The sequence below is a fragment of the uncultured Ruminococcus sp. genome (genome assembly GCF_937915125.1).
GTDB lineage: Bacteria > Bacillota > Clostridia > Oscillospirales > Ruminococcaceae > Ruminococcus_C.
Genome location: NZ_CALDMP010000046.1, coordinates 1 through 25778, shown reverse-complemented (window position 1 = coordinate 25778; position 25778 = coordinate 1). Strand labels below are relative to the sequence as shown.

Below are 25778 nucleotides of genomic sequence, written 5' to 3'. Positions count from 1 at the left end.
TTACACTTCTGGTTGCGTTGATGTTTTTTAGTGGTGAGTTTTACGGATTGAGGTGATTATGAGAAAATCCTCGCTCATGCAGAGAAAGAACTGCCCGATGAAGCCTGCGGTCTGATTGCAGGAACATCAGATGGTACAGATAAGGCCATCAAGAAGGTGTACCTTCTGACCAATATCGACCATTCCAATGAGCACTTTTCCCTCGACCCGAAGGAGCAGCTTGCAGCCGTCAAGGATATGCGTGCCAATGGCTGGGTTCCGCTTGGAAACTGGCATTCCCATCCGGAATCGCCCTCACGTCCATCGGAAGAAGATAAGCGCCTTGCCTATGACAGCAAGGCAAGCTATATGATTCTGTCGCTGATGGATCGGGCAAATCCGGTGCTGAACTCCTTTAAAATTGAGGGCAGCAATGCGGAAAAGGAAACTCTGATCATTACTGAGGAGTAAATATATGTACGACATCATGATCATCGGCAGCGGTCCTGCTGGTCTGACTGCAGCGATTTATGCCAGCCGTGCACAACTCCGGGCTGTTGTCATCGAGAAAGATTACATGGGTTCGGGACAAATCGCAGCAACCGAACAAGTGGACAATTATCCCGGGCTCCCCGGAATCGGCGGATATGAACTGGGAGAGGCTTTTCGGGAACATGCTGAAAAAATGGGTGCATCTTTTTTTGAGGGCGAAGCTATAGCTATCCAAAGGAATGAGGATGCATTCACTGTACACTTCAAAGACGGCAGCTCCTTAGAGGGCAAAAGTATCATCTACACTGCCGGAACATCTTACCGCAGACTGGAAATCCCAGGTGGCGAGCTGCTTGGAGTATCCTATTGCGCAACCTGTGACGGTGCTTTCTATCAGGACAAAACGGTAGCAGTTGTAGGCGGCGGTGATACAGCACTGGAAGATGCATTGTATCTTTCCAAAATTGCAGAAAAGGTATACCTGATCCACCGCAGAGATACCTTCCGTGCAAACCAGGCTTTGCAGACAGCTGTGAAAAATACACCGAACATTGCGTTGGTGCTGAATGCAGTACCTGTAGAGATCTCAGGCGAAAAACGAGCGGAAGCACTTGTGCTTTTGCAAAATGGTGAAGCCAGAAAACTAGATGTCAACGGCATTTTCGTAGCGATCGGTTCCATCCCCAATACTGCTTTGCTGGAAGGAATCTGTGATCTCGATGCAAACGGATATGTTTCTGCCGGAGAAAATGGTGTCACTTCAGCAGCAGGTATTTTCGCCGGAGGAGATGTCCGCACGAAAACACTCCGTCAGGTGGTGACGGCTGTTTCAGACGGTGCAAACTGTGTGCAGTCTGTAGAAAAGTATTTGAGAGAAACGAGCTGAGCAGGAGATGAAAACAGAGCGAATCCAAACAGATATTCTGATTATCGGCGGCGGTACAGCAGGTTGTTATGCAGCACTGACTATCGCAGAACATTCCGATGCAAAGGTACTGATCTGTGAAAAAGCACATATCAAGCGAAGCGGCTGTCTGGCAGCTGGTGTCAACGCCTTGAATGCGTATATCACAGAGGGCAGAAAGCCCCAGGATTATGTAGATTATGCCAAAAAGGATGCAGATGGTATCGTCCGTGAGGATCTGCTGCTGACCATGTCAGAGCGCCTGAATGCAGTAACAGAACGGTTGGAACAGCTGGGACTTGTTATTCTGAAAGACGAAAATGGAAAATATGTGACTCGCGGCAACCGTAACCTAAAAATCAACGGTGAAAATATCAAGCCCATTCTGGCAGATACTGTGGAACAGCTTCCCACTGTCACAGTTCTGAACCGTGTCAATATCATTGATTTTGCAGTTAGTGACAACCGGATCAGAGGTGCCTTTGGCATTGGCGTTGAAAATGATACATTCTATGTCATCGAAGCCAATGCGGTGATCGTGGCTACCGGCGGTGCTGCTGGTCTGTACAAGCCGAACAATCCGGGATTTTCCCGCCATAAGATGTGGTATCCGCCTTTCAATACCGGTGCCGGTTATGCCATGGGTATTCGTGCTGGTGCAGAGATGACAACCTTTGAGATGCGGTTTATTGCCCTGCGCTGTAAGGACACCATCGCTCCCACAGGCACTCTGGCACAGGGTGTAGGCGCAAAGCAGATCAACTCTCTTGGCGAGGTCTATGAGACAAAATACGGTCTTATAACTTCCGAGCGTGTCTATGGTACTGTCAACGAAAACCTGGAGGGCAGGGGACCGTGTTATCTGCGGACAGAGGGAATCACACCGGAACAGGATGCATCCCTCATGAAAGCATATCTGAATATGGCACCCTCTCAGACGCTGAAATGGATTGAAAGCGGAAAAAAACCGTCTCAGCAAAATGTAGAGATCGAGGGTACAGAACCCTATATTGTAGGAGGACATACTGCAAGCGGCTATTGGGTCGATACCAACCGTGCTACAACTATTCAAGGATTGTTTGCAGCAGGTGATGTGGCAGGCGGATGTCCTCAGAAGTATGTGACAGGTGCACTTGCAGAAGGTGAGATCGCAGCGGAATCTGCTGTGGCATTTATCCAGCAGCACACACCTGTTCAAATTGAAGCAGAGAAAACAGAGAGACAAATTGCAGAAATAGAACGATTTCTGGGCGCATCGGAATTCCGTTTCACAACAGAACAGCTGGAAGAAGCCATGCAGACAGTCATGGATGCCTATGCAGGCGGCATCAAGACCAATTATCGTTTTAATGGGAAACAGCTTGCCATTGCCGATGAAAAGATCGTGCAGCTCACACAGCTTTCTGAGACCCTGCATGCAGAGGATTTCCAGGAACTGATGTATATTTATGAACTGCGTGAGAGACTGACTGTTTGCCGCAGCGTCATTGCACATCTGAAAGCGCGTCAGGAAACACGCTGGCACAGCTTTGCAGAAAATCTGGACTATCCGGAAAAGGACGACGCAAACTGGCGTAAATACGTCAATTCCCGGATGGAACACGGAGTGATCCGCATTATCTTGAGAGATCTGGTGGAAGGAGGGCAGACATATGAGCATCATGATTGATAAAAAATCCTGCATTGGATGCGGAAAGTGCCATATCGTCTGTCCCGGAACACTAATCAAAATCGGCGCAGATAAAAAGGCATACATCAAGTATCCTAAAGACTGCTGGGGCTGCACTTCCTGCATTAAAGAATGTCCCGTACATGCTATCCGGTTTTATCTGGGTGCTGATATGGGCGGTATGGGCAGCCTTGTACATACAGAAAAAGAGGGCGATATTCTGCGGTGGATCATAGAACACCCCAATGGTGAAATCTCCGAGATCCCTGTCAATCAGAAGGAGTCCAATCAATATTAAGGAGGAAACCGCATGAGCGAATTCTCACATCTTGACGAACTGGAAGCAGAAGCAATCTATATTATTCGTGAGGTTGCGGCAGAGTGTGAAAAACCAGTAATGCTCTATTCCATCGGCAAGGACAGCTCTGTAATGCTGCATCTTGCTATGAAGGCATTCTATCCGGAAAAGCCGCCGTTCCCGTTTCTGCACGTCAATACGACATGGAAATTTAAGGAAATGATCGAGTTCCGTGATAAAACTGCCGAAAAGCTGGGCATTGAAATGATCGAATATATCAATCAGGACGGTGTTAATCAGGGCATCAACCCCTTTGATCACGGCTCTGCATATACAGATATTATGAAAACACAGGCGCTGAAACAGGCGTTGAATAAATACGGTTTTACCGCAGCATTCGGCGGCGGCAGACGGGATGAGGAAAAATCCCGTGCAAAAGAGCGCATCTTCTCTTTCCGCAATGAAGCACATGCCTGGGACCCGAAAAATCAGCGTCCGGAAATGTGGAAGCTCTACAATACCAAGATCAAAAAAGGGGAGAGCATCCGTGTATTCCCCATCTCCAATTGGACGGAAAAGGATATCTGGCAGTACATCAAGCGGGAGAAGATCGACATTGTGCCCCTGTACTTTGCAGCAGAACGCCCGGTCGTCAACCGTGACGGCAATATCATTATGGTAGACGATGACAGATTTCCTCTTTTGCCGGGTGAGAAGCCGGAATATAAGTCTGTACGGTTCCGGACATTGGGTTGCTATCCGCTGACAGGCGGCATTGAATCAACGGCATCCACACTGGATGAGATCATTGAGGAAACGCTCAGCTCTGTCTCTTCTGAACGTACTTCCAGAGTCATTGACAACGAAGCAGCAGGCAGCATGGAACGCAGAAAACGGGAGGGATATTTTTAATGAAAGGCTTATTGAAATTTATCACCTGCGGCAGTGTGGATGATGGAAAGTCCACATTGATCGGACATATTCTGTATGATGCAAAGCTGCTGTACGCTGACCAGGAAAAAGCGCTGGAACTGGACAGCAAAGTAGGCAGCCGCAGCGGTGCCATTGACTATTCTCTTTTGCTGGACGGACTGATGGCAGAACGAGAACAGGGCATTACCATTGACGTGGCATACCGCTATTTCACTACCGATCACCGCAGTTTCATAGTAGCAGATACGCCGGGGCATGAGGAATATACAAGAAATATGGCTGTAGGCGCATCCTTTGCAGACCTGGCAGTTATCCTCATTGACGCATCCCAGGGTGTTCTGGTGCAGACCAGACGCCATGCGAGAATCTGCAAGCTCATGGGTATCCGTTATTTTGTATTTGCAGTCAACAAAATGGATCTGGTGGGCTACAGCGAATCAAGATTCCAGGAGATCCTTGCACAGATCGAAGAACTGCAAAACGAACTGTCTCTGGAAAATGTAGAGATCATTCCGCTTTCTGCAACAGAAGGGGACAATGTCACTGTAAAATCGGAGAATATCCCATGGTACACCGGTGTTCCGCTTCTGGAATATCTGGAAACAGTGGACATTCACTCTGATGATACCGAACAGGGCTTCTATATGCCGGTACAGAGAGTCTGCCGTCCTGACCATACATTCCGTGGCTTTCAGGGACAGATCGAATCCGGCAGCATTTCTGTGGGCGATGAGATCGTCACACTGCCCAGCAGTGAAAAGGCGGTTGTCAAAGGTATCCTGATGACGGATAAAAGCGTACAAACTGCATACGAGGGACAGCCAGTCACCATTTCGCTGGATCGGGAAGTAGACGTCTCCCGTGGTTGCGTGCTGACGAAAGATACCGAAATTGCTGTTTATAAGAAGTTGACAGTTTCCTTGCTCTGGATGGATGATGATGCACTGCAGATCGGCAAGGATTATCTGGTGAAGCTGGGCACCAAAACAATTCCCGGCATTCTGACCAAGGTCAATTATGCCATCGATGTCAACACCGGTGCACAGCTCCAGACAGATACTTTACATAAAAACGAGATCGCAGTTTGCGAGATCCTGTTGACAGAGGGCATTGTAGTAGATCTGTTTTCGAAGCACAAGACTCTGGGCGAACTGATTCTGATCGACCGTGTGACAAATATGACATCTGCCTGCGGTGTTGTGGAAACAGTCAGCGAAAAAGCCGGAAACACCGGAGATAAGGCTTCTTTCAAGCTGGGCGAGCTGGAAGCGAGAGGAGACATCTTCGAGGAATTCTACTATGACACCGCCAGCCTGAATGTTCTGAAATATCAGCCGGTAAATTGCACTTACACCGTTGGGGATGAAATTCCTGTATCCGGAGAGAGCTATCAGTATCCCGACAGTTTTGATATTATCGTGCTGAGAGACGGCGTGGCTGTCAGAGTCCGTGAGAAAAAGATCACAGAAATTCTTCCGACAGCGGAGTACACCTATGGAAATGTACCTGTCATCAACGGCAGAGGCTTTGAAGTGCTTGCAAAATCCGATGATGAGATCCAGCAATTCCTGAAAGAATATGCTGAAACAAGCGAAGCAGATCAGAAAGCCTTTTTCGCAAAGTGGGTGCACTTTGATACCTATAGAAAGGTAATTTTCTCCAAAACAATATAAGCCAGGGCAATACCGCACAAAGATTGTGCGTCAGATGCGCCGTCAGATTTTTCGTCAGATGAAACAAAAAGCGCAGTGAATACTTTGTGTATTCACGAGCATTTTTGTGAAATATGACGGAAAAGATGCAAGCATATGACGTGCAAAGCCGGAAGGCGCTCTTTGTGCGGTGTTGCCCCAGATTCAGATAGTGTTGTCTTGAATAAAAAGCTGTTGCATCAGTTGTGTGCAGCAGCTTTTTCCAATTAGGGGATTTTTTCTCTTTACATGTAAATCTTTTTGTGGTATAATGAGATAAATCGTCATAATTTGTAAGACAAATGGAAAAAGGAGAGCCTTTATGACAAATCATATTATCCGAATCGACCACTTGTCCAAAAGTTTTGGTCAGGTGAAAGCTGTACAGGATCTGAGCTTTCAAGTCAGAGAAGGAGAACTGTTCGCTTTTCTGGGTATTAATGGTGCCGGAAAAAGCACCACGATCTCCATTATGTGCGGACAGCTTGCAAAAGATGCTGGAACAGTTCAGATCGACGGTGCTGATCTGGACAAAGACACGGAAACGATCAAGCGCAGCCTGGGTGTTGTATTCCAGAATTCTCTTCTGGATAAAGCTCTGACTGTACAGGACAACCTGGAAAGCCGTGCGGCACTATACGGTATCACCGGAAAGGCGTTTCAAGCCCGATTGGAGACCCTTGCCACGTTGCTGGATTTTTCTGATTTGCTGCGGCGTACTGTCGGAAAGCTTTCCGGTGGTCAGCGGCGCAGGATCGACATTGCCCGGGCACTGCTGCACGATCCGAAGATCCTGATACTAGACGAACCCACAACCGGACTGGACCCGCAGACAAGAAAGCTGCTCTGGGATACCATTGCCCAACTGCGGCAGGAAAAACATCTGACAGTTTTCCTTACCACCCACTATATGGAAGAAGCGGCAGATGCGGATTATGTTGTGATTTTAGACAGCGGCAGGATCGCTGCCGAAGGTACTCCATTGGAATTGAAAAACAAGTACACCGGCGACTTCATTACCCTTTATGGTGCGTCAGAAGAACAGGTGCAAGCCCTGGCGTATCCTGGCGAACAGATACGTGATGCGTACCGGATCGCTGTGCCGGACACCGCCGCCGCTACAAAGCTCATTGTGCAGCATCCAGAAATTTTTCAGGATTATGAGATCACGAAGGGAAAAATGGACGATGTCTTTCTGGCAGTAACAGGTAAGAAACTGACAGGAGGTGCTGAGAAATGATTGCATTAAAGGCGCTGATCAAACGGAATACCAAGCTGTTTTTTAAGGACAAGGGAATGTTTTTTACTTCGCTCATTACTCCCTTGATCCTTCTGGTGCTATACGGTACATTTTTAAGCAATGTCTACGAAGAAACTTTTCAAAAATCCTTGAAAGCGGCTGGGGCAACTGTAACAGATAAGCTGATTCACGGCTGCGTCGGCGGTCAGCTGGTTTCCTCGCTGTTGGCAGTGAGCTGTGTCACTGTGGCATTCTGCTCCAATATGATCATGGTACAGGATAAGGTCAACGGTGCCAGACGAGACCTGACGATTTCACCGGTGAAAAGCAGTACCCTTGCCCTGAGTTATTACATATCGACACTTCTTTCCACACTTTTGGTTTGCTGTATTGCCGCTGGTATTTGCCTGCTGTATCTTGCGAAAGTCGGCTGGTTTCTGACGCTCACCGATGTGCTGCTTTTATTGCTGGATGTCCTGCTGTTGTCCTTGTTCGGCACAGCATTGTCCAGCATCGTCAACCACTTCTTGTCTTCACAAGGACAGATGTCTGCTGTAGGTGCAATTATCAGTGCCGGATATGGCTTTATCTGCGGTGCGTATATGCCCATTTCGCAATTCAGCAAAGCAATCCAGCATACCGTTTCTTTCCTGCCGGGAACTTATGGCACATCTTTGCTGCGAAATCACGTCATGCGGGGGACTTTCGAAGAAATGGGGGATCAGAAGCTTCCATCTGAGGTGGTAGAAGCCATAAAGGATTCTATCGACTGCAATCTGTATTTCTTTGATAACAAGGTACAAACTGGAACTATGTACTTGACTCTCGTAGGTGCTGTTGTACTTCTGATCGCTGTTTATGTGCTCTTGAATGTTTTACAAGGCAAAAAACGCAAATAGTTTTGGTCTAACAAAAAAAGCTGCTGCAAGCAGTCAAAACTTGTTTTCTGAAGTTTGACTGACATTGCAGCAGCTTTTTTTCATTTATGACAGAAAGATTAAATTACGACCTGTCAAAAGAAATTTCCACCAACCTGACATTCTGGACAGTGTAATTTCCTACGTGACTGCCAAAATTGAAGAAGAGGTTCCAGTTGTTATTGGTCTCCTCTGATACCGGAATACTGAGGGAATACTCCTGCATTTCCGGTGTCAGATACACATCCGCATATCCAAATCCAATGTATTCCGAACCCACCTGATGGGTAAATCCCAGATCCATTTTGGAATATTGTGGGCAGGCTGCTTCAAATGTCAGACGATATACCTTTTCCTTTTCCAGCGTCAGGTTGGGAAATTGCGCCTGGATATCCCAGGCATTTTCTCCAAGGGCAGTGACATTGACGCTAAGACTGTTCTGGGCTGCGTCAGCTGAAAAGATAGCTGCGCCGCCATTCGTTGCATAATGTCCCATATTGGAAGCGTTGGGCAGAAGATTCTCTCCGAAATCTGCTGTTTCCTTTCCCACCAGCATATCCAGATATAGTTTTGCGTAATCGGGACGATTGTTGAAGAAGTTTCGCAGCAGTTCCAATTCGCTGTTGTATTTCGAATTGATCCATTCGTTGCTATAGCGGATATTTGTCGCAGTAATTGCCGGTCTCAGCCTGTCGACAAATTGGGTGATCTGATTATTTACAGCATCCGGTTCAAAATTATTCTTCATGATCTCAAGATAATTTGCATAAAACGCTTCCCGGAATGTATTGTTGTTTAGTAGGTTGTAGAACAACAATGAAAAATTCGACCAGGTCTCTTTTCGATACATGGAACTCAGGGAATCATAGCCATAGCTGGTTCCGGCGGACTGGAACAGTTCTGTAGAAAATTCCGTATCGTACAGCATAAACCGCCATTTCCCATCTGCATAGGGATTGGATGCATCAACGGTATTGGCTCGCCACATCTGCCAGTTGTTCAAATAGCCGGCTACGCCGTTGGACCAGTCATAGTTATTGATATAGGTTTCAATTGTAATGTAATCCATAAAGCTTTGCATGTCGATCACATCGCAAACCTTCTGATAATTTGCCTCCACTGTCATATCGGCGCGCATTGCCCAGTTGGCGAAAGTCCGATACTCACTTGCCACAGATTCTGAGCCTTCTACCTCGCCGCATTTGATGGTCGTCACATCATCTTTATCAATGCCATAATGGGATTCTAAATAATCGCCGTCCAGCTTTTCCTTGAAACTGTACATGCCCCAAAATTCCCCGTCAATGAAGAGAATACACGGCTCTGTGCCCTGGACATCCACTGCTCTGTCCGATACCAGACTCTGGATCAGTTCATCCCGGAAATGGAGATTATTACAGTCTGTTCCGCCGTTCCGCAGGGTGATCTTATCAAAAGAAGTGATGGCTTTTCCGCCCATATCTGTCAGACCGTCAATAAATTCGTACTCCATTTTGGAATCACCGTATTCACTCCGTGCATAGAACCGGATGCTCTTTTGCGGATAAGCACGTGACCAGTTTCCGGCGATGCGTATGCCGATATCTGCGGAATACGCCGGTGAACCGTTTTCGAAAATCTGAATAGAAGCAGGACGCTCCCATTCTCTGCCGTCCTGGTTGTAATTCGTGGGATTCCGTGTATCACCGTCCTCATATTCCACATATGCCGCACTTTCTTTCCAGGCATAATATGCATCCCCGTTGACATAGATGCCGTCTTTACTGCTGAACAGATTATCGCTGTCTGTGACAAGGGAAACGACCTTCATATCGTTATAATAAGAAGCTGTCTTTCCCACAAAATAGCTGTTTGTGACAACACAACTGAAATTGCCGTCTGCATCCTTTGCAGCTGCACGGATCACGATGCCCTTGTCTACTTTTTGATATGGGGGATAGTATGTGGAAATGGAAACATCACGAATGGCACTGTATATGTTCGGTTCACTTGTGTTATTATAAATAGAAATTGCACCGGTGTACAGCATTGCTGATTCGGATGTCGTGGGGTCGCTGCCGTCCGTAGTATAATAAATCGCATTCTGTTCCTTACTCGTGACGGTCAGATCAAAAGCGGCGTCATAGAAACCGCCTTCTGCAGAAAAGACAGGCTCAGCGACATTCACGATCACTGTTCCGGTATCATTGCTTGCCCCCGGCGTAGGCGTCAGAATAGAAAAGGAATCCGATCCGTTGGAATAACGCCCATAGGTACTATCCGCTTCCAGTGCCGGGATCACCATTATGTCGATCAGCATACCGTCTGGACTGGACAGCCGGATGGTTTCACCGGTTGCACTCAGCTTAAAGGCAGCGTGAAACTCTCCCACAGTGACATTGGTATCATCACACAGCACCATTCCATATTCGCCGGGGGACAGCACTGTTCCTTCCGGAAATCTGAACTTGAACAGATTCTTTTTCCCATCTGATAATCCACAGCCAGACAGATCAATCGCGTGATCAGAAGCATTATAGATCTCGATCCAATCTGGTGTATTTCCGGATGCATCCTGATAGGAGCCTTGATTCGAGGTACACGCCTCATTGATGACAAGACCTCCATAATCCGAACGAATCCGCTCTGCAAGCTTCTGCCGGAGGAGTGCCAGATCAAATCCATTGACAACACCGTTTTCATCTAAATCTGCATTTTTCCAAGCGGCAGCCGTCAACGACGGATTGCCCAGCAGATATTTCTGTAAAGCGGCAGCATCTTTTCCATTGACTGTACCATCAAGGGTAATGTCACCAATCAGACTTTCTTGTGCTTCTGCTGCAAAGGCAATACTGGATATGGGAATGCTTGTCACTGCCAGCACAGCAGCGAGTATACAGCATTGTATTTTTTTCATAGCAACTCCACCTTTCTCATGTATCTGCCGAGAATACATGCGTTCTGTTTTTACGGGAACACGCTCAAGTATCTATCATCATTATACATTTCAGAGCAAGAGATGTCAAGGAATATTGCCCAAATAGTTTGAAATATATCGTAAAAAATACAGAAGATTATGACAAAATGCGACTTTCTTTGCCCCCTATGTCTGATGGGGGAATGCTTATCGTTTCAATTTGACAGAATCGTCCTGATATGCTATACTATGGATAAAATAATCAAAACAGATACGCAATACAAATCCGGCAATATCAGAAAAAGTCACGCAGTTTCAGACAATGCTGAAATCACGTGACTTTTGGAAATCAAAAGAAATGAACCTTACCACATGAGGGATGTGATATCATCCAGAACGCAGCCGGCTGCCTTCACTGCCTTTCCGGCATTTTTCTTGATATCATGTTTCTGTCTGGAAGATGCTTTGGACATCATATAGCAAACGGTACCAACGGTCGCACCAACTGTTACACCACGTACGATAGACTTGAACGTCATGGAAATCTGCCTCCTTTCCGCACCATCCGCATTCCGTTTGCGGAATTCTGCTGCTCTCTTAGTATGGCAAAAAAGCGGGCAGATTATCCTTGTGTATCTGCACCAAATCTGGAAAAGAAAGGATCTTTTTATGCAAAAATCACAGATGAATATTGTACTTGTGGAGCCTCAGATTCCGCAGAATACCGGAAATATTTCCCGCACCTGCGCCGTCACCGGAGCACGTCTCCATCTGGTGGAGCCTATGGGCTTCACTGTCACAGACAAGCATCTGAAGCGTGCCGGGCTGGACTATTGGGACAAGCTGGATCTGACGTATTACTCCGATCTGGATGATTTTTTTGCGAAGAATCCGGATGGGTTCTTCTATTATTTTACAACAAAGGGGAGACATGTGCACAGTGACGTGGTATATCCTGCGGATAAACCGATTTATTTGGTGTTCGGCAGGGAAGACCGTGGACTGGATGAAGCTTTACTGCATGACAACCCGGAAACTTGCGTGCGTATCCCTATGCGGAATACCTTGCGCAGTCTGAATCTCTCCAATTCTGTCGCCATTGCTGCTTATGAAGTGTTGCGGCAGTGGGGATATCCCGATTTATCTACGGAAGGGAATCTGACAAAGTTTACATGGGAATGATGCGATCCGTTTCAGATAGGAGAAAAGATGGATTTTTTTGAGATGCCCGATTTTATGCCGTTGTTCTATCCCCAGGAAAAGACGGATGAACAGCTGGAGGAAGAAATGTATGCACTGCGTGAGAAAATGGCAGATGCACTCACCGAAACCATCTGGCTGTATTATCACATAGTGCCCCAATATCTGATGAAATATGCTGATGCATATGGGCAGGAAGAATTGGAATTGTTACAGCTTCGCAGTCAGGAAGCATACACAAAGCGGCTCATCGCCTGTATCCAGGAAAAACAACAAAACAAAGAGCCGATCTGTCTGGACGCAATGACAAAAGGAGTACAACAAGAGTCGGATTTTCAAGCAGCGCAAAACCAGATCAACGAATATAAGACCCGGCTGTTTAATGCCAGGCTGTACCAGAATAATCCAGATACAACACCTGAACAGGATGAAGAAATGAAAGAAACAGTCCGAACTGTATTGTTGATTTTGCACCCATACCTCAACGCAGATTATGATGAAACGAAACGGGAACTGCTGGATAAAGTGTCGAAAGCCTGCAACCGAAATCAAGCCGAGGAACTCTGGCACATTGAACAGGAAATCGAAGCGCTGGAGCTCATTCCGATGGAACAAAAGGAATGTACCCGGGAATTAATACTGGATAATATCCGGATGTATCATGAAAAGCTTGAAGAAACGAAAAATCTAAATGCACGAATCTACGCTGCTTTTCCTTTGTCACAGCAAGAAATCCTGGACGATGCTGTAAAAACCCAGGCGTATCTTGCTGAATTGGAACGGCAGCTTGAAGAAGCACAAAACCACTTGCATCAGCTGGAACAAGAAATGAAGCAACTTCTGAGGTCTGAATAAAAAATGAGCACTCTGCATTCCTGCAAAGTGCTCATTCTGCGTAAAAATATGGGGTGGATAGAGAGATTCGAACTCTCGGTCTTCGGGACCACAATCCGACGCTTTAACCGGCTAAGCTATACCCACCATATTGGCGTCCCTCAGCAGGACGATTTGGCGCGCCTTACTGGATTCGAACCAGTGGCTTACTGCTTAGAAGGCAGTTACTCTATCCAGCTGAGTTAAAGGCGCATGTTGGAGCGGGTGATGGGAATCGAACCCACGTAACCAGCTTGGAAGGCTGGAATTCTACCATTGAACTACACCCGCATGGTAGTCACAGTTGTCAACCGACTTATTTATTATAGCACAACCGACCACTTTTGTCAAGTTAATTTTCAAATGTTTTTTTGATGATTGATGCTGCATTTTGTTGATCTTACTTAAAAAATAAAATCTGATATTGAAACCATAAGCACCGTCTCATGCAGGAAAACGAATATCACTTGCTTTTTCCAGCAAACTTTTTCTCCGGCACTTGATTTTTCCAGCCCGAGATGGTATAATATTTTTGTTTGTGCAATGACGGAATGCCGCACAGAGGCGCATTCCATGGGAAAGGACGAAAACATGGCAAAAAAACCAACCTATGACAACGAAAGTATTACCATGCTCAAAGGCCCGGATAAGGTGCGGAAACGACCGGGTGTTATTTTTGGCTCTGACGGCCCGGATGGCTGTGCCCACTCTATTTTTGAGGTGATTTCCAACTCCATTGACGAAGCACGCGCCGGATATGGCAGTAAAATCATTGTGACCCGCTATCGGGATCATTCTGTGGAGGTCGAGGATTTCGGGCGTGGCTGTCCGGTGGATTTCAACAAAAATGAAAATCGCTATAACTGGGAATTGGTTTATTGCGAGCTGTATGCCGGCGGCAAGTATGATGCCGGGGATGACAACTATGCCTATTCTCTGGGACTGAACGGTCTGGGACTTTGTGCTACCCAGTTTGCCTCTGCCTATATGGATGTGGAGATCATCCGTGACGGCTATCAATATAATCTGCACTTTGAAAAGGGCGAAAATGTAGGCGGTCTTGAGAAAAATCCCACAAAAAAGAAACAGACCGGTACCCGTACACGCTGGTTGCCGGATCTGGATGTGTTTACGGAGATCGAAATCCCCGATGAATATTACTGCGACACCCTGCGGCGGCAGGCGGTTGTGAATCCCAACCTGCTGTTTATTTACCGCAAGGAAGAAGCGGACGGCACATTTACCGAACGGCAGTATCTCTACGAGAACGGCATTGCCGACTATGTGCAGGAGATCGCCGGGGAGAACACCCTGACTTCCATCCAGAACTGGAGCTGTCAGCGTGAGGGACGTGACCGGGAGGACAAGCCGGATTATAAAGTCAAGTTGGGTGTGGCACTGACCTTTTCCAACCAGATTCAGAAAATCGAGTATTACCACAATTCCAGCTGGCTGGAGCACGGGGGCTCTCCGGAAAAGGCGGTAAAGCAGGCGTTTGTCTCCCAGATCGATACTTATCTGCGGCAAAATAACAAGTATCTGAAAAATGAATCCAAGCTGAAATTTGAGGACGTGGAGGCAAGTCTGATTCTGGTATCCTCCAGTTTTTCCACTCAGACCAGCTATGAGAACCAGACCAAAAAGGCGATTACCAATAAGTTTATTTACGAAGCCATGACGGATTTCCTCAAGCATCAGCTGGAAATCTACTTTATTGAGAATCCCGACGAAGCGGAGAAGATCGCAGCCCAGGTGCTTATTAACAAGCGCAGCAGGGAAAATGCGGAAAAAACACGTCTGAATCTGAAAAAGAAGCTTGCCGGCACCATTGATGTCACCAATATGATCCCGAAATTCGTGGATTGCCGCAGCAAGGATCTGTCCCGTCGGGAGCTGTATATCGTGGAGGGTGACTCTGCGCTGGGTTCCGTTAAAATGGCACGGGATGCGGAGTTCCAGGCAGTCATTCCGGTACGTGGTAAAATTCTGAACTGCCTGAAAGCGGATTATAATAAGATCTTCAAAAACGACATTATTACCGATATCATGAAGCTCCTGGGCTGCGGCGTAGAGGTCAATACCAAGGCAAACAAAGACATTGCTACTTTTAATCTGGACGGATTGCGCTGGAACAAGATCGTGATCTGTACCGATGCGGACGTAGACGGATTCCAGATCCGCACCCTGATTCTGACGATGCTGTACCGCCTGACACCGACTCTTATTGAAAAAGGCTATGTCTATATTGCGGAATCACCGCTGTTTGAGATCACTACCAAGAAACGGACATATTTCGCCTATACAGAAAAGGAAAAGACAGATATCCTGGCACAGATCGAAGGGGAGAAGTACACGCTCCAGCGGTCGAAAGGTCTTGGTGAGAACGAAGCGGATATGATGGCGCTGACGACCATGAACCCGGAAACACGCCGCCTGATCCAGGTGACTGCTGCCGGTGTGGAGGAGACAGCTGCTATGTTTGACATGCTGCTGGGAGATAATCTCCAGGGCAGAAAGGATTTCATTGCGGAGTTCGGCAGCGATTATCTGGAACTGGCAGATATTTCTTAACGTGACGAAAGGATAAACAATGGCAAGAAAAAAACAGCCGGAAAAACCGAAAAAGCCTGCGATTCCAAACGCCTATATTGCAGGTGCCGGAATTGTAGAAGAAGAAAAAATTACGGAAACACTGGAAAAAAACTACATGCCCTATGCCATGAGCGTCATCATTTCCCGTGCCCTGCCGGAGATCGACGGGTTCAAGCCGTCTCACCGGAAGCTGCTGTACACCATGTACAAAATGAATCTGCTCACCGGTGGTCTCACAAAGTCCGCCAATGTGGTGGGACAGACCATGCGTCTGAATCCCCACGGTGACAGTGCAATTTATGAGACCATGGTGCGTCTGGCACGAGGTAACGAGGCATTGCTGCACCCCTACGTGCAGTCCAAAGGAAACTTTGGTAAGGCGTATTCCCGGGACATGGCATATGCGGCATCCCGTTATACGGAAGTAAAGTTGGAGCCCATCTGCAACGAGCTGTTCCGGGATATCGACAAGGACACTGTGGATTTTGTGCCCAACTATGACAATACTATGCAGGAACCCACTTTGTTTCCTACCACGTTCCCCACGGTTCTAGTCAATGCCAACGTGGGTATTGCCGTCTCCATGGCGAGCAGCGTTTGTCCCTTTAATCTGGCGGAGGTGTGCGAGACAGCCATTGCCGTGATCAAAAATCCGAATCACGATATTCTCTCCACTTTAAAGGGTCCGGACTTTCCCGGCGGCGGTTTCCTGTATTATGATGAGGACGAGCTGCAGAAGATCTACGACACCGGACGCGGCAGTGTCCGGGTGCGGTCGAAATGGACATATAACAAGCAGGACAACTGTCTGGAAGTGACGGAGATACCCTACAGCACCACTATTGAAGCCATCATCGACAAGATCGTGGACTGCGCCAAGCAGGGAAAGCTGCGTGAGGTCTCTTACGTCCGGGATGAAACGGACATTGACGGTCTGAAGATCGCCATTGATCTGAAGCGGGGCAGTGATCCGGAAAAGGTGATGCAGAAGCTGTTCCGCATGACGCCTCTTCAGGACAGCTATTCCTGCAACTTCAATATTCTGGTAGGCGGTTCGCCAAAGGTCATGGGCGTCCGGGAAATCCTGGAGGAATGGACAGCGTTCCGACTGGAATGCGTCCGCCGCCGCTTGCTGTTCGACCTGAATAAGAAAAAGGAAAAGCTGCATTTGCTACTGGGTCTGGAGAAGATCCTGCTGGATATTGACAAGGCAATCCGCATTGTCCGGGAGACCGAGGAAGAAGCAGACGTGGTACCGAACCTGATGATCGGCTTCGGCATTGACGAGATTCAGGCGGAGTACGTGGCGGAGATCAAGCTGCGCCATCTGAACCGGGAATATATCCTGAAACGCACCCAGGAGACTGACCAGCTGAAAGCGGATATCACAGAGCTGGAGGAGATCCTGAAAGATCCGAAGAAAATGAAAAAAATCATTATTTCGGAACTGAAAGAAACAGCGAAGAAATATGGTCAGCCCCGGAAGACCCTGTTCTATTATGCTTCCGATGTACAGGAGGAAGATGTGGAAGAGGATGTACCAGACTTCCCGGTAAACCTGTTCCTGTCGGAGAGCGGTTACTTTAAAAAGATCACGCCGGCATCCCTGCGCATGAGCAGTGAGCAGAAGCTGAAAGAGGATGACCGCATGATCTGTCACCTGGAAACCACAAACCGGATCGAGCTGCTTTTCTTCACCAGTCAGCAGCAGGTATACAAGACACGTGCCAGCGAATTCAGCGAATCCAAGGCCAGCGTGCTGGGTGATTATGTGCCGGCGAAGCTGGGATTTGCCGAGGGTGAATTCGTGGTGCAGATGGTTGCTACAACGGACTACAGCGGCGATTTCCTCTTTGTCTTTGCAAACGGCAAGGCGGCACGTGTGCCCTTGTCGGCATATGCCACAAAGACCAACCGGAAAAAGCTGCAAAAGGCATACAGCGCCAAGTCACCTCTGGTGCAGGTACTGCAAATTCCGGCAGGCGAAGAACCCTGTGCGATCTTCATGCGTACCGACGGAAACCGGGCGGTACAGTTTGACGCATCGCTGGTAGCTGTCAAGACTACCCGTGATACCCAGGGCGTCCAGATCATGACGCTCAAGGCAAAGCATCAGGTGTGCGAAGCACGTATTCTCAGCGCAGAGGATGCGGAACTGCTGAAAAAATACCGTGTGAAAACCATCCCTGCCACCGGCGGTATGGCGAAAGATCTGCCGGGAACAGGACAGATGTCTCTGTTATCATAAAATGAATACCATAGGCAACACCGCACAAAGAGCGCCTAGCGGCTTTGCACGTCATATGCTTGCATATTTTCCGTCATATTTCACAAAAATGCTCGTGAATACACAAAGTATTCACTGCGCTTTTTGTTTCATCTGACGAAAAATCTGACGGCGCATCTGACGCACAATCTTTGTGCGGTATTGCCCATAAACGGAAAAACCACCCCGATTGGGATGGTTTTTCTGCGTTTATGAAGAAATGTGTGAAATTGTCAGAGGATTATTCTGCCGACGGGAGACTCTGCACCAGGTGCACCAGGAATTTCAGCAGGACAAGTGCATCGTTGTTGCTCAGTTCGCCGTTTCCATCGCAGTCGGCATTTACCTGTGCCTGTTCATTGAATGTAACCTGTCCGGCAGCAGCCTTGTTCAGAAGCACTGCATCTGTGATATCCACTCTGCCGTCCAGCGTCACATCGCCGTACAGAATAGCGGAACTCGGCAAAGAGCTTGAAACACTTGTGGTAGCTTCTGTGGAAGTCTGACTGGTCTCCGTGCTGGGTTCTACAGAAGATGTAGTGTCTGTGTTTTCCTCAGAAGTGATTGCCTCCGTTGTGGTGGTCTCTGTCTCTTCTGTAGTAGTGGTAACAGCCGGCGTAGTGGTAGTGGTTTCCGGTGTGTCATTGTCATACTCATAGACGAGTTTGATGGTGTTAAATGTAACGGTAATATCCGAGCCTGCCTTCGGGTCATTTTCTGAAGAAACCCACCAGTTCTGCAATTCAGAATAGGTATCGTTGCAGCTGCCGGTGATGGTCACGCTCTTTTCATTTTCCACAATGGTGAACTGATCATCAAAGGGAACGATGGTATCCCCGTTGCCGAGACTATAGCCGAAGGATTTGTTGCCCCAGACTTCACTGCTGGAACCTTCCTGTACGACCTTATTGAAACAGAATGCACCGCCGCCGCTGCACCAAGTAGAGCCGGCGTTGGAAGTAACTGTAGTATTGATAACGATCTCTTTCAGATGCTCCTTGTCGCCCAGAGGAATCATGGGGAAACCATTTTCTGAAATTTCCAGATCGCTGTACTGATAGATCACTTCTTCCGTGCGGATGTTCGGCTCTTCGGTGATGGTTTTGTCTGTCTTTTCGTTGGAGATCACGATCTGTGCCACGGAAAGAGGCGGCAGTTCCACTGTGACCTGGTTGCCGGAAATGTCATTCTGAACGTCAATGATCTTAATGTCGCTGCTTTCCTGTGTGATTGCATAGACAACAGCGCTCTGATAATCTGTAGAAGCACCTTCCAGCGAAATAGTTGCCTGTTCGCTGTCGGTCATGCTCTTGTTGGAGAGTACCAGTGTCACTTCAGAATCATCCGTGCCGTCGATCGCTGCAAAAGCCGTAGCCTTGGAGAGATCTTCTGTCTGTGCTTCCACCAGCGTATCGCCGAATGCAGCGCCTTCGCCGTCATAGTTGGTGTAGAGATTGAATGCAGCCTCAACATAAGGACATTCCGGCAGCGTGCCCCAATAGGTCGCCAGATATACGCCCTGATCTGCAAAAGCACCCAGCGTCTCTGTCTGTGTAATGGCAGAAACCACGGATTTACCAGTGTTTTTCTCATCAGCAATGTTGGCGAGATTGTATTCCGTCAGCGCCAGCTTTGTGCCGGGATAATACTTGTCAATGGATTCCTGCAAACGTGTCAGGAAGGGGAAATATCCGCCGAAATATGGCTGGAGCCAGCTGTTTTCCTTATAGTCCGGGTCGTAGAGGCTTCTTGCCGCCTGGAGCCGTCCTTCATCTGTCGAGCAGTCCTGGGCATAATAGTGTACATCCACTACATCCAGCAGTCGCTTGCCGTATTCCTGTTCTGCATCTGCCATTTGCTTGAGATAATAGTCCATGTACCAGCTGTAGTCATTCTGAACAGCTGCCCAGTCGGGATCGGTATAGGTGTTTCCGTTGCCAGCCTGGATACAGGGCAGCATACCCCAGAATGCCGGACCGAATACTTCAGCATTGGGGTCAATATCTTTGACCACGCTTGCCAGCTCGATGGACTTGGAGATCAGCTCACTGTTGGAGACTTCATCTCCGTGGATCAGGGGATGGGTATCATTCCAGAGTACCGGCTCATTGTCCAGGTTGTATCCCTGGATACCATTTCCCGTGGTAGAATCGCCCAGCGTCTGTACCAGATAGTTGACATATTCGTCCATGTATACAGTGCCGTCTTCCAGATCCGGTGTCAGGGAAAGCTCTCCGTTCTTGCGGAATTCCACCTTGTTCCAGCGGGCAGAAGGTGCAGCCTCGTTCTCAGCAACAGTGCCGTTCTTGTCGGCAGAAACATATCCTGCCATCTGGAGCGTTGTCATTTTATAAGGTACATTGTATTTCTGGCAGCTTTCCGACAGTCTCTGTGCGGCATAAGCCGGACCGTCTGTAATATCACCGATATTGGTGTCAGAGCTCTGGAGCCAGTCCTCACCGGCGTTGGAATAGTTCGTCTCCCAGTTGTATCCGGTGTAGCGGTTGCCGCCCTGCCGAACTGCGTTGACACTGATGTTCTTGAGATTGTTGGCGTTGCCATACTCGTTGACACCATAGATATACGGGCTGATTTCCTTTTTCTCTCCGGCGAGATTGACTGTGACATTCATGTTGTAGCTGCCTTCAACGGCTGTCACAGCAGAAAGCTGGGCGATGCAGGAAACGGTGAGTACGCCTGCCACCAGGCTGGCGAATGCTCGACGATGAAACATAGATATGACCTCCTGAAAAATATAAATAAAATGGATAATTTGGAAACTACTTTTGTTCCGGTGGATTCCGGAAAGGACCCTGAAGCCAGGTATCAATATCCGGCTCGCAGTTGACCACATAATTGGTCAGGGTCGTGGCAAGTGTCAGAATCGCTGCAAGAGGAACGGTGTGGACATAGCCATAGACTGGGAAAGGCGTGCTGCCGGTATCTGCGGTCAGTTCCCACATGATGCCAAGCTTATCGCAACAGTCCACAATGTCCGAGACCTTTTCCAGAGGAATATGCAGCCGTTCTGAGAGACACTCTTTGGTCAGCACGAAATTCCGGGGAAGATGTTCTGCAAAAAAGAGCACCCGCAGGGCAGATTCGTCTGACAAAAGCTGAAACAGCTTTAATAGACGGGGCGTGATCTTCGTATAGCTGTCAATGCCCTTCTCAGGAATGCGGAAAAAGCAAAAATACTGCATATCCGGATTGAGCCGTGCAATGGCAAGCGCATCGTCTGTTCGCAGATGGGCATAGGTCTCTTTGTTCAGCTGTTCCGGGAATTGTACAAGCTCTGTTCTGAGGTTGTCATGATAGCCATATAACATATGATAGCCAAGCTCCATGACGCGCTCGCCCCGTTCTTTTTCGGGGAGCGTTTGGATCTCTTCCATGACATTCTTTGCCAGATCTGTATTGGATTCATCTGGTTTCAGACCAAATAATACATCCAGGGAAACATCTAAAGTGGCAGCGATCTTCGGCAGAAGATCCCCGTCGGGATAGCTGCCCTTTTCCCATTTGGAGACCGCCTGAGGCGTTACCATGAGAAGCTGCGCCAGGTGTTCCTGGGTCAGACCGCATTTTTTGCGGTAGTAGGAAAGGTTCAGACCGAATTCAGATTGTTCCATACAGGCTTATCACTTCCTTTTCTGAGATGGACACATTGCATATCTGATGTACAGCAGCATCTATCATTGCGCCGTTTTTTCTATTATAGCATGTTTTGCAGTTGAATTCAAGCAATTTGTACTTCCTATATTCAACTGTTGGTTTATTTTTGTGTATAATATCAAATTTAACATGAGCGTGATGTTTATGGTGAATTTTAAAAAGTACGGGACAGCATGAAGGAATGGAGAAAAGGTGAAGGAAAAGATTGTGGAATCTCCTTGACAAATTCACCAGTATCATGGTAAAATAAAAACTGAAAATCGGAGAATCTGTTTCGCAAAATGGATGGGTTCAATTCGACCTGAATCGGAGGTTTTTCATGATATCTTTCCAAAAGCGTATTTTGCCGCTGTTGCTTTTCCTGACCATGGCGGCTGGCTTGTCTGCCTGCGGTGGGAGCAGCACGGAGTCTGTTTCTGACACCGGTACTTCGGAGGAGGCTTCTTCGGTGTCCAGGGAGCCGGTTCTGTTCGATACCTATGTTTCCAATACAGTGGTAGCCACGGGAAGCAATACTGCCATCAAAAATGCAGAGCATGTGACTTATCGTGCATGGCTCCCGGTAGAGGCGGCAGGGGAATTTGACTATTGCTTTTATTTTTCCAACACAGTGGACTCCACCTGGGACGACGGCAGCGAGACCTATGCTGGGATGCCTGGCGGCAGCTATACGATTGAAAGTGCCAGCGTTTCAGACGGCGGCACGGAATTTGACGCCAATGTGGAACCCACAAATACAGTAACCGTCAAATTTTCCGGCAGTGAGACAAAGGAAGTGGCATCGGGCGAGACCTTCTGGAGCGATCCGGTGCAGCTGGATATACCCGACGGGCACTATCTGCTCTGGGAATGGACGCTGAATGGCACGAATATCCCGGCGATCTGCATGTCCAATATGACCTATACCTATGCTGACAAGGGCGATGACAAGGGTTTTACCTATGTCAATGAAATTCCGTTGCCCCAGCTGTTCGGCTGCGACCGGGAGGTAAAAACCCGTATCGTCACGCTGGGGGATTCTGTCACCCAGGGCTGCCAGACCTCGGATAATGCCTACCAGTTCTGGGCTGCCCAGACTCTGGATCAGCTGGGTACAGAGGACTACAGCCTCTGGAATCTGGGGCTTGGCTATGCCCGTGCAACAGATTGTGCCCAGGGCGGTGACTGGCTGCAGCGTGCAGTTGCCGGAGCAGATCTGATCACCGTGGCGTTCGGCACCAATGATATCATCAGCGGACCTTACGGCGGAACAGGACATGCCACTGCCGGAGAGCTCCAGGAAGCTGTCCGTATCATTGCAGATACCTGCACCAGAGCTGGCGTGGAGACCATTGTCTGGAATTCGCCGCCCTTTGATCTTACCCCGGAACTGGATACCATCCGCACAGAGTATAACGCAACAGTGGAAAATCTCGCCTACGACTGTGGTGCGACTTATTTTGATGCGGCATCCCTGCTGGCTGACCCGTCAGATCCCTCGAAAACTGTTTATGGTCAGCACCCCAACGATGAGGGCGGCACCGTTCTTGCCACAGCACTTGTGGAGACCATCCGTTCTCTTGAAGGAAAATAAGGCAACACCGCACAAAGAGCGCCTGGCGGCTTTGCACGTCATATGCTTGCATATTTTCCGTCATATTTCACAAAAATGCTCGTGAATACACAAAGTATTCACTGCGCTTTTTGTTTCATCTGACGAAAAATCTGACGGCGCATCTGACGCACAATCTTTGTGCGGTATTGCCTAAAGAAATGAGGTATTTTAAATGAAACGACGTATTCTCTCTGCATGCACTGCACTGTGTGCTATTGTGACGCTTTCCGGTGTGGGAATATCTTCTGTCATGTCTTCCGCGGCAGACACTGAGCCGGTGCGTATTCTGGCAATGGGAGATTCCATCACACATGGCTATATCAACAACGACAACGGCTATCGGAAATATCTCTGCTATAATTTACAGCAGCAGGGATTTACCAATTTTGATATGGTCGGCCCAAATAACAGCTGGTCAGAGACTGCCACTTATGATTACAACGGAACGACCATTACCTATGACCCGGCACATGCAGGCTACAGCGGCTATGCCATTCAGGCAATGAGTGGGCGTTCCGGTATTATGGAAACAGTTTTTGACCAGACGTACAGTGGCTCTGACGGAACTACAGGCAATATGCTGGAGGTCTATGATCCGGATATGATCCTGCTGCAAATTGGCACCAACGATCTGCTGGATGCCAAGGGCGAGGGTGCACCGGAACGGCTGGAGGAACTGGTGGATAAGATCGCCTTGTACCTGGATGCGGGGGATGTGCTGTTCCTGGCATCTATCCCCGAAATTGACGTGGAAGTGCGCAATGACTGGCTGGGCAATTATCAGTGGATATATAGTATTCCCAGCTATACTGAAGATCCGGCAACTTATATTGCGACAGTAGAACGCTGCGTGGACGAATACAATGCTACCGTAAAATCTCTGGTGGAGAAGAAGCAGTCGGAGGGCATGAATATCCGTTTTGCAGATATCAACAGCGTTGTGGATATGAAAAACGGTCTGCACGACGGCGTGCATCCTAACGAGGATGGCTATGCCTGCATGGGACAGTACTGGTCGGAGCAGATCATGGCATATCTGAACGGTACCGAACCAATCACCACAACAACTACAACGGAGGAACAGCCTACCGAAACCGTGACGGAAACGACAAGTACAACGGAAATCGTTACCGAAACGACAAGTACAACAGAAGCCGTGACTGAAACCACAAGCGCAATTGAAACCACTATGACGTCAGAAACGAATACGACAGAGGAAATCACAGAGCTTACAACAGAAATATCCACAGAAAGTACTGAGACAGAGACAACCGTGGACACGCAGGAGCCGGCTTTACTGAAAGGAGATGTCACTCTAGACGAATCCATCAATCTGGCAGATGCGGTACAGCTTTGCCATTATCTGTTGGGACAGGATACCCTTTCCTATGAGGCATACCAGCGTGCGGACATGACAGGAGACGCAGTGGTCAACGGCTTTGATCTGGCTGCACTGCGGCAGTATCTGCTGCGTGCCAGAGGGCTTTGAATATGATCCGCGGCTTGATCTTTGATATGGACGGGGTACTGCTGGACACGGAACGAATTTATTTTTCCTGCTGGCAGAAGAGTGCCGCAGAGTTCGGTTATACGTTAAAACCAGAGTACGCCCTTGCTGTGCGCAGCTGCTGCCAGCGCTATGCGGAATCGTATCTGAAACGAATGCTGGGTGAAGAATTTGACTATCTGGCAGTACGTAACCGCCGCCGGGAACTGGTGTCCCAGTATATTGCGGAGCATGGCATTGTTCAAAAGCCAGGTGTGGCGAAGCTGGTGCAATACTGCGAAAAGAATGGCATCCAGGTGGCAGTTGCCACGGCGACTTCTAAGGAGCTTGCAGAAGAACGCCTTGCTATGGCAGGACTTTCGGGCATCTTTTCCGTCATAGTTGGCGGTGATCAGGTAGAGCGTGGCAAACCCGACCCGGATATTTATCTCACGGCAGCCCGGGCGCTGGGACTGCCTGCGGAGGAATGTGCCGCTGTGGAAGATTCTCCCAACGGTATTGCGGCTGCTTTTGCCGCCGGTTGCAGCCCCATTATGGTACCAGATCTCACAGTGCCGGAGGATTGCTTCCAGCCGCTGCTGCTGGGGGTTGCGGCGGATCTGGAGCAGGTGATCCCAATCTTACAGGCTGTCGGTAAATGAAAAGGAGCAGGTGATCATGCGAATCAATCCCACATCAGAAATTTTTGATATCCCTCAGTTTTCCTATTTTCAGTTTGGCAACGACTTCACCGGGAGCTATGGCACATTGAGCTATAAGATCACCCCCGGGGATGAGATGACAGTCCAGATCTGGCATAGCCGTCTTTGTTCGGAACTGGCGGAGATCGAGGAGGAACACAAGTACCCCATGGATGAAGAAGGCTTTCACGCCTTGCTGCGCTGGCTGGAGACACAGGTGCAGCCGGCACAGAATTCTGAAGAAAAGTAATATTTGCCACCTCTAAAAACTCGCTCATCTGTCATCTGCGGCGCATCTTTACGCCATCTTCTCTTGCGGAAAAACTTGAAATACATCGAGTATTCCTGCGTTTTTCCGCAAGGGAATCTGTC

General features: G+C 48.3%; 20 protein-coding genes and 3 tRNA genes. 16 read left to right on the top strand and 7 right to left on the bottom strand.

The genetic code is table 11. The annotated features are described in order from the left end of the window. Positions 1 to 66: 66 nt before the first annotated feature. The 8 genes from Q0418_RS04960 (at position 67) to Q0418_RS04925 (ending at position 8105) form a co-directional block, all read left to right on the top strand. Positions 67 to 450 (top strand): M67 family metallopeptidase, encoded by a 384-nt coding sequence (locus Q0418_RS04960; RefSeq protein WP_298482809.1) that lies wholly within the window; start codon positions 67 to 69, stop codon positions 448 to 450. 4 nt (positions 451 to 454) lie between these two features. Next, on the top strand, positions 455 to 1357 hold the full coding sequence (locus Q0418_RS04955) for an NAD(P)/FAD-dependent oxidoreductase (protein WP_298482807.1): 903 nt from the start codon (positions 455 to 457) through the stop codon (positions 1355 to 1357). Positions 1358 to 1364: 7 nt separating this feature from the next. After that, positions 1365 to 3044, top strand: a complete 1680-nt coding sequence (locus Q0418_RS04950; protein WP_298482805.1) for an adenylyl-sulfate reductase subunit alpha — start codon at positions 1365 to 1367, stop codon at positions 3042 to 3044. Then, a complete protein-coding gene (locus Q0418_RS04945; RefSeq protein ID WP_298482803.1) occupies positions 3028 to 3342 on the top strand; it encodes a ferredoxin family protein in 315 nt (104 codons plus the stop codon). The genes Q0418_RS04950 and Q0418_RS04945 overlap by 17 nt, the downstream gene beginning before the upstream one ends. 12 nt (positions 3343 to 3354) lie before the next feature. Further along, the gene (cysD, locus tag Q0418_RS04940; RefSeq protein ID WP_298482801.1) at positions 3355 to 4254 is read left to right on the top strand and encodes a sulfate adenylyltransferase subunit CysD; all 900 of its coding nucleotides are present in this window, start codon (positions 3355 to 3357) and stop codon (positions 4252 to 4254) included. After that, positions 4254 to 5948, top strand: a complete 1695-nt coding sequence (locus Q0418_RS04935) for a sulfate adenylyltransferase subunit 1 (RefSeq protein ID WP_298482799.1) — start codon at positions 4254 to 4256, stop codon at positions 5946 to 5948. The genes cysD and Q0418_RS04935 overlap by 1 nt, the downstream gene beginning before the upstream one ends. Positions 5949 to 6288: 340 nt before the next feature. Next, the gene (locus Q0418_RS04930) at positions 6289 to 7206 is read left to right on the top strand and encodes an ABC transporter ATP-binding protein (protein WP_298482797.1); all 918 of its coding nucleotides are present in this window, start codon (positions 6289 to 6291) and stop codon (positions 7204 to 7206) included. Next, on the top strand, positions 7203 to 8105 hold the full coding sequence (locus Q0418_RS04925) for an ABC transporter permease (protein ID WP_298482795.1): 903 nt from the start codon (positions 7203 to 7205) through the stop codon (positions 8103 to 8105). Before Q0418_RS04930 ends, Q0418_RS04925 begins: the two co-directional genes overlap by 4 nt. Positions 8106 to 8208: 103 nt before the next feature. Here the strand turns inward: Q0418_RS04925 and Q0418_RS04920 are convergent, their stop codons facing one another. Next, the gene (locus Q0418_RS04920) at positions 8209 to 11019 is read right to left on the bottom strand and encodes a CotH kinase family protein (protein WP_298482793.1); all 2811 of its coding nucleotides are present in this window, start codon (positions 11017 to 11019) and stop codon (positions 8209 to 8211) included. Positions 11020 to 11384: 365 nt separating this feature from the next. Beyond that, entirely contained in the window at positions 11385 to 11558 is a 174-nt protein-coding gene (locus tag Q0418_RS04915) for a hypothetical protein (protein ID WP_298482791.1), read from the bottom strand. Positions 11559 to 11688: 130 nt separating this feature from the next. Between Q0418_RS04915 and Q0418_RS04910 the strand changes: the two genes are divergently transcribed. Further along, positions 11689 to 12201, top strand: coding sequence for a tRNA (cytidine(34)-2'-O)-methyltransferase (locus Q0418_RS04910; protein ID WP_298482789.1), 513 nt, complete (start codon positions 11689 to 11691; stop codon positions 12199 to 12201). A 105-nt stretch (positions 12202 to 12306) separates the two neighbouring features. Next, complete coding sequence (locus Q0418_RS04905) at positions 12307 to 13074, top strand: hypothetical protein (protein WP_298482787.1); 768 nt, start codon at positions 12307 to 12309, stop codon at positions 13072 to 13074. 49 nt (positions 13075 to 13123) lie between these two features. On the opposite strand, the gene Q0418_RS04900 is transcribed toward Q0418_RS04905, so the two are convergent. The 3 genes from Q0418_RS04900 to Q0418_RS04890 form a co-directional block, all read right to left on the bottom strand. Next, positions 13124 to 13200: transfer RNA gene (locus tag Q0418_RS04900), tRNA-His, on the bottom strand. Between the two features lie 28 nt (positions 13201 to 13228). Then, positions 13229 to 13305, bottom strand: a tRNA-Arg gene (locus Q0418_RS04895). A 4-nt stretch (positions 13306 to 13309) separates the two neighbouring features. Beyond that, positions 13310 to 13383 (bottom strand) — tRNA-Gly (locus Q0418_RS04890). Positions 13384 to 13683: 300 nt separating this feature from the next. On the opposite strand from Q0418_RS04890, the gene Q0418_RS04885 reads away from it, so the two are divergent. Continuing rightward, entirely contained in the window at positions 13684 to 15663 is a 1980-nt protein-coding gene (locus Q0418_RS04885; protein ID WP_298482785.1) for a type IIA DNA topoisomerase subunit B, read from the top strand. A gap of 19 nt (positions 15664 to 15682) precedes the next feature. Continuing rightward, positions 15683 to 17932: a DNA topoisomerase (ATP-hydrolyzing) subunit A gene (locus Q0418_RS04880; RefSeq protein WP_298482783.1), complete on the top strand. Its 2250-nt coding sequence runs from the start codon at positions 15683 to 15685 to the stop codon at positions 17930 to 17932. A gap of 259 nt (positions 17933 to 18191) precedes the next feature. Here the strand turns inward: Q0418_RS04880 and Q0418_RS04875 are convergent, their stop codons facing one another. Then, the gene (locus Q0418_RS04875; RefSeq protein ID WP_298482781.1) at positions 18192 to 20684 is read right to left on the bottom strand and encodes a glycoside hydrolase family 44 protein; all 2493 of its coding nucleotides are present in this window, start codon (positions 20682 to 20684) and stop codon (positions 18192 to 18194) included. 46 nt (positions 20685 to 20730) lie between these two features. After that, positions 20731 to 21582, bottom strand: coding sequence for a helix-turn-helix transcriptional regulator (locus tag Q0418_RS04870; protein WP_298482780.1), 852 nt, complete (start codon positions 21580 to 21582; stop codon positions 20731 to 20733). Positions 21583 to 21944: 362 nt separating this feature from the next. Between Q0418_RS04870 and Q0418_RS04865 the strand changes: the two genes are divergently transcribed. The 4 genes from Q0418_RS04865 to Q0418_RS04850 all read left to right on the top strand — a co-directional run bounded on the left by Q0418_RS04865 (position 21945) and on the right by Q0418_RS04850 (position 25656). After that, complete coding sequence (locus tag Q0418_RS04865; RefSeq protein ID WP_298482778.1) at positions 21945 to 23198, top strand: SGNH/GDSL hydrolase family protein; 1254 nt, start codon at positions 21945 to 21947, stop codon at positions 23196 to 23198. Between the two features lie 193 nt (positions 23199 to 23391). After that, positions 23392 to 24708 carry a GDSL-type esterase/lipase family protein gene (locus Q0418_RS04860; protein WP_298482776.1) on the top strand — a complete coding sequence of 439 codons (1317 nt, stop codon included), beginning with the start codon at positions 23392 to 23394 and terminating at the stop codon, positions 24706 to 24708. 2 nt (positions 24709 to 24710) lie between these two features. Then, entirely contained in the window at positions 24711 to 25367 is a 657-nt protein-coding gene (locus tag Q0418_RS04855) for an HAD family phosphatase (RefSeq protein ID WP_298482774.1), read from the top strand. Between the two features lie 16 nt (positions 25368 to 25383). Next, positions 25384 to 25656: a hypothetical protein gene (locus Q0418_RS04850; protein ID WP_298482772.1), complete on the top strand. Its 273-nt coding sequence runs from the start codon at positions 25384 to 25386 to the stop codon at positions 25654 to 25656. Positions 25657 to 25778: the final 122 nt, after the last annotated feature.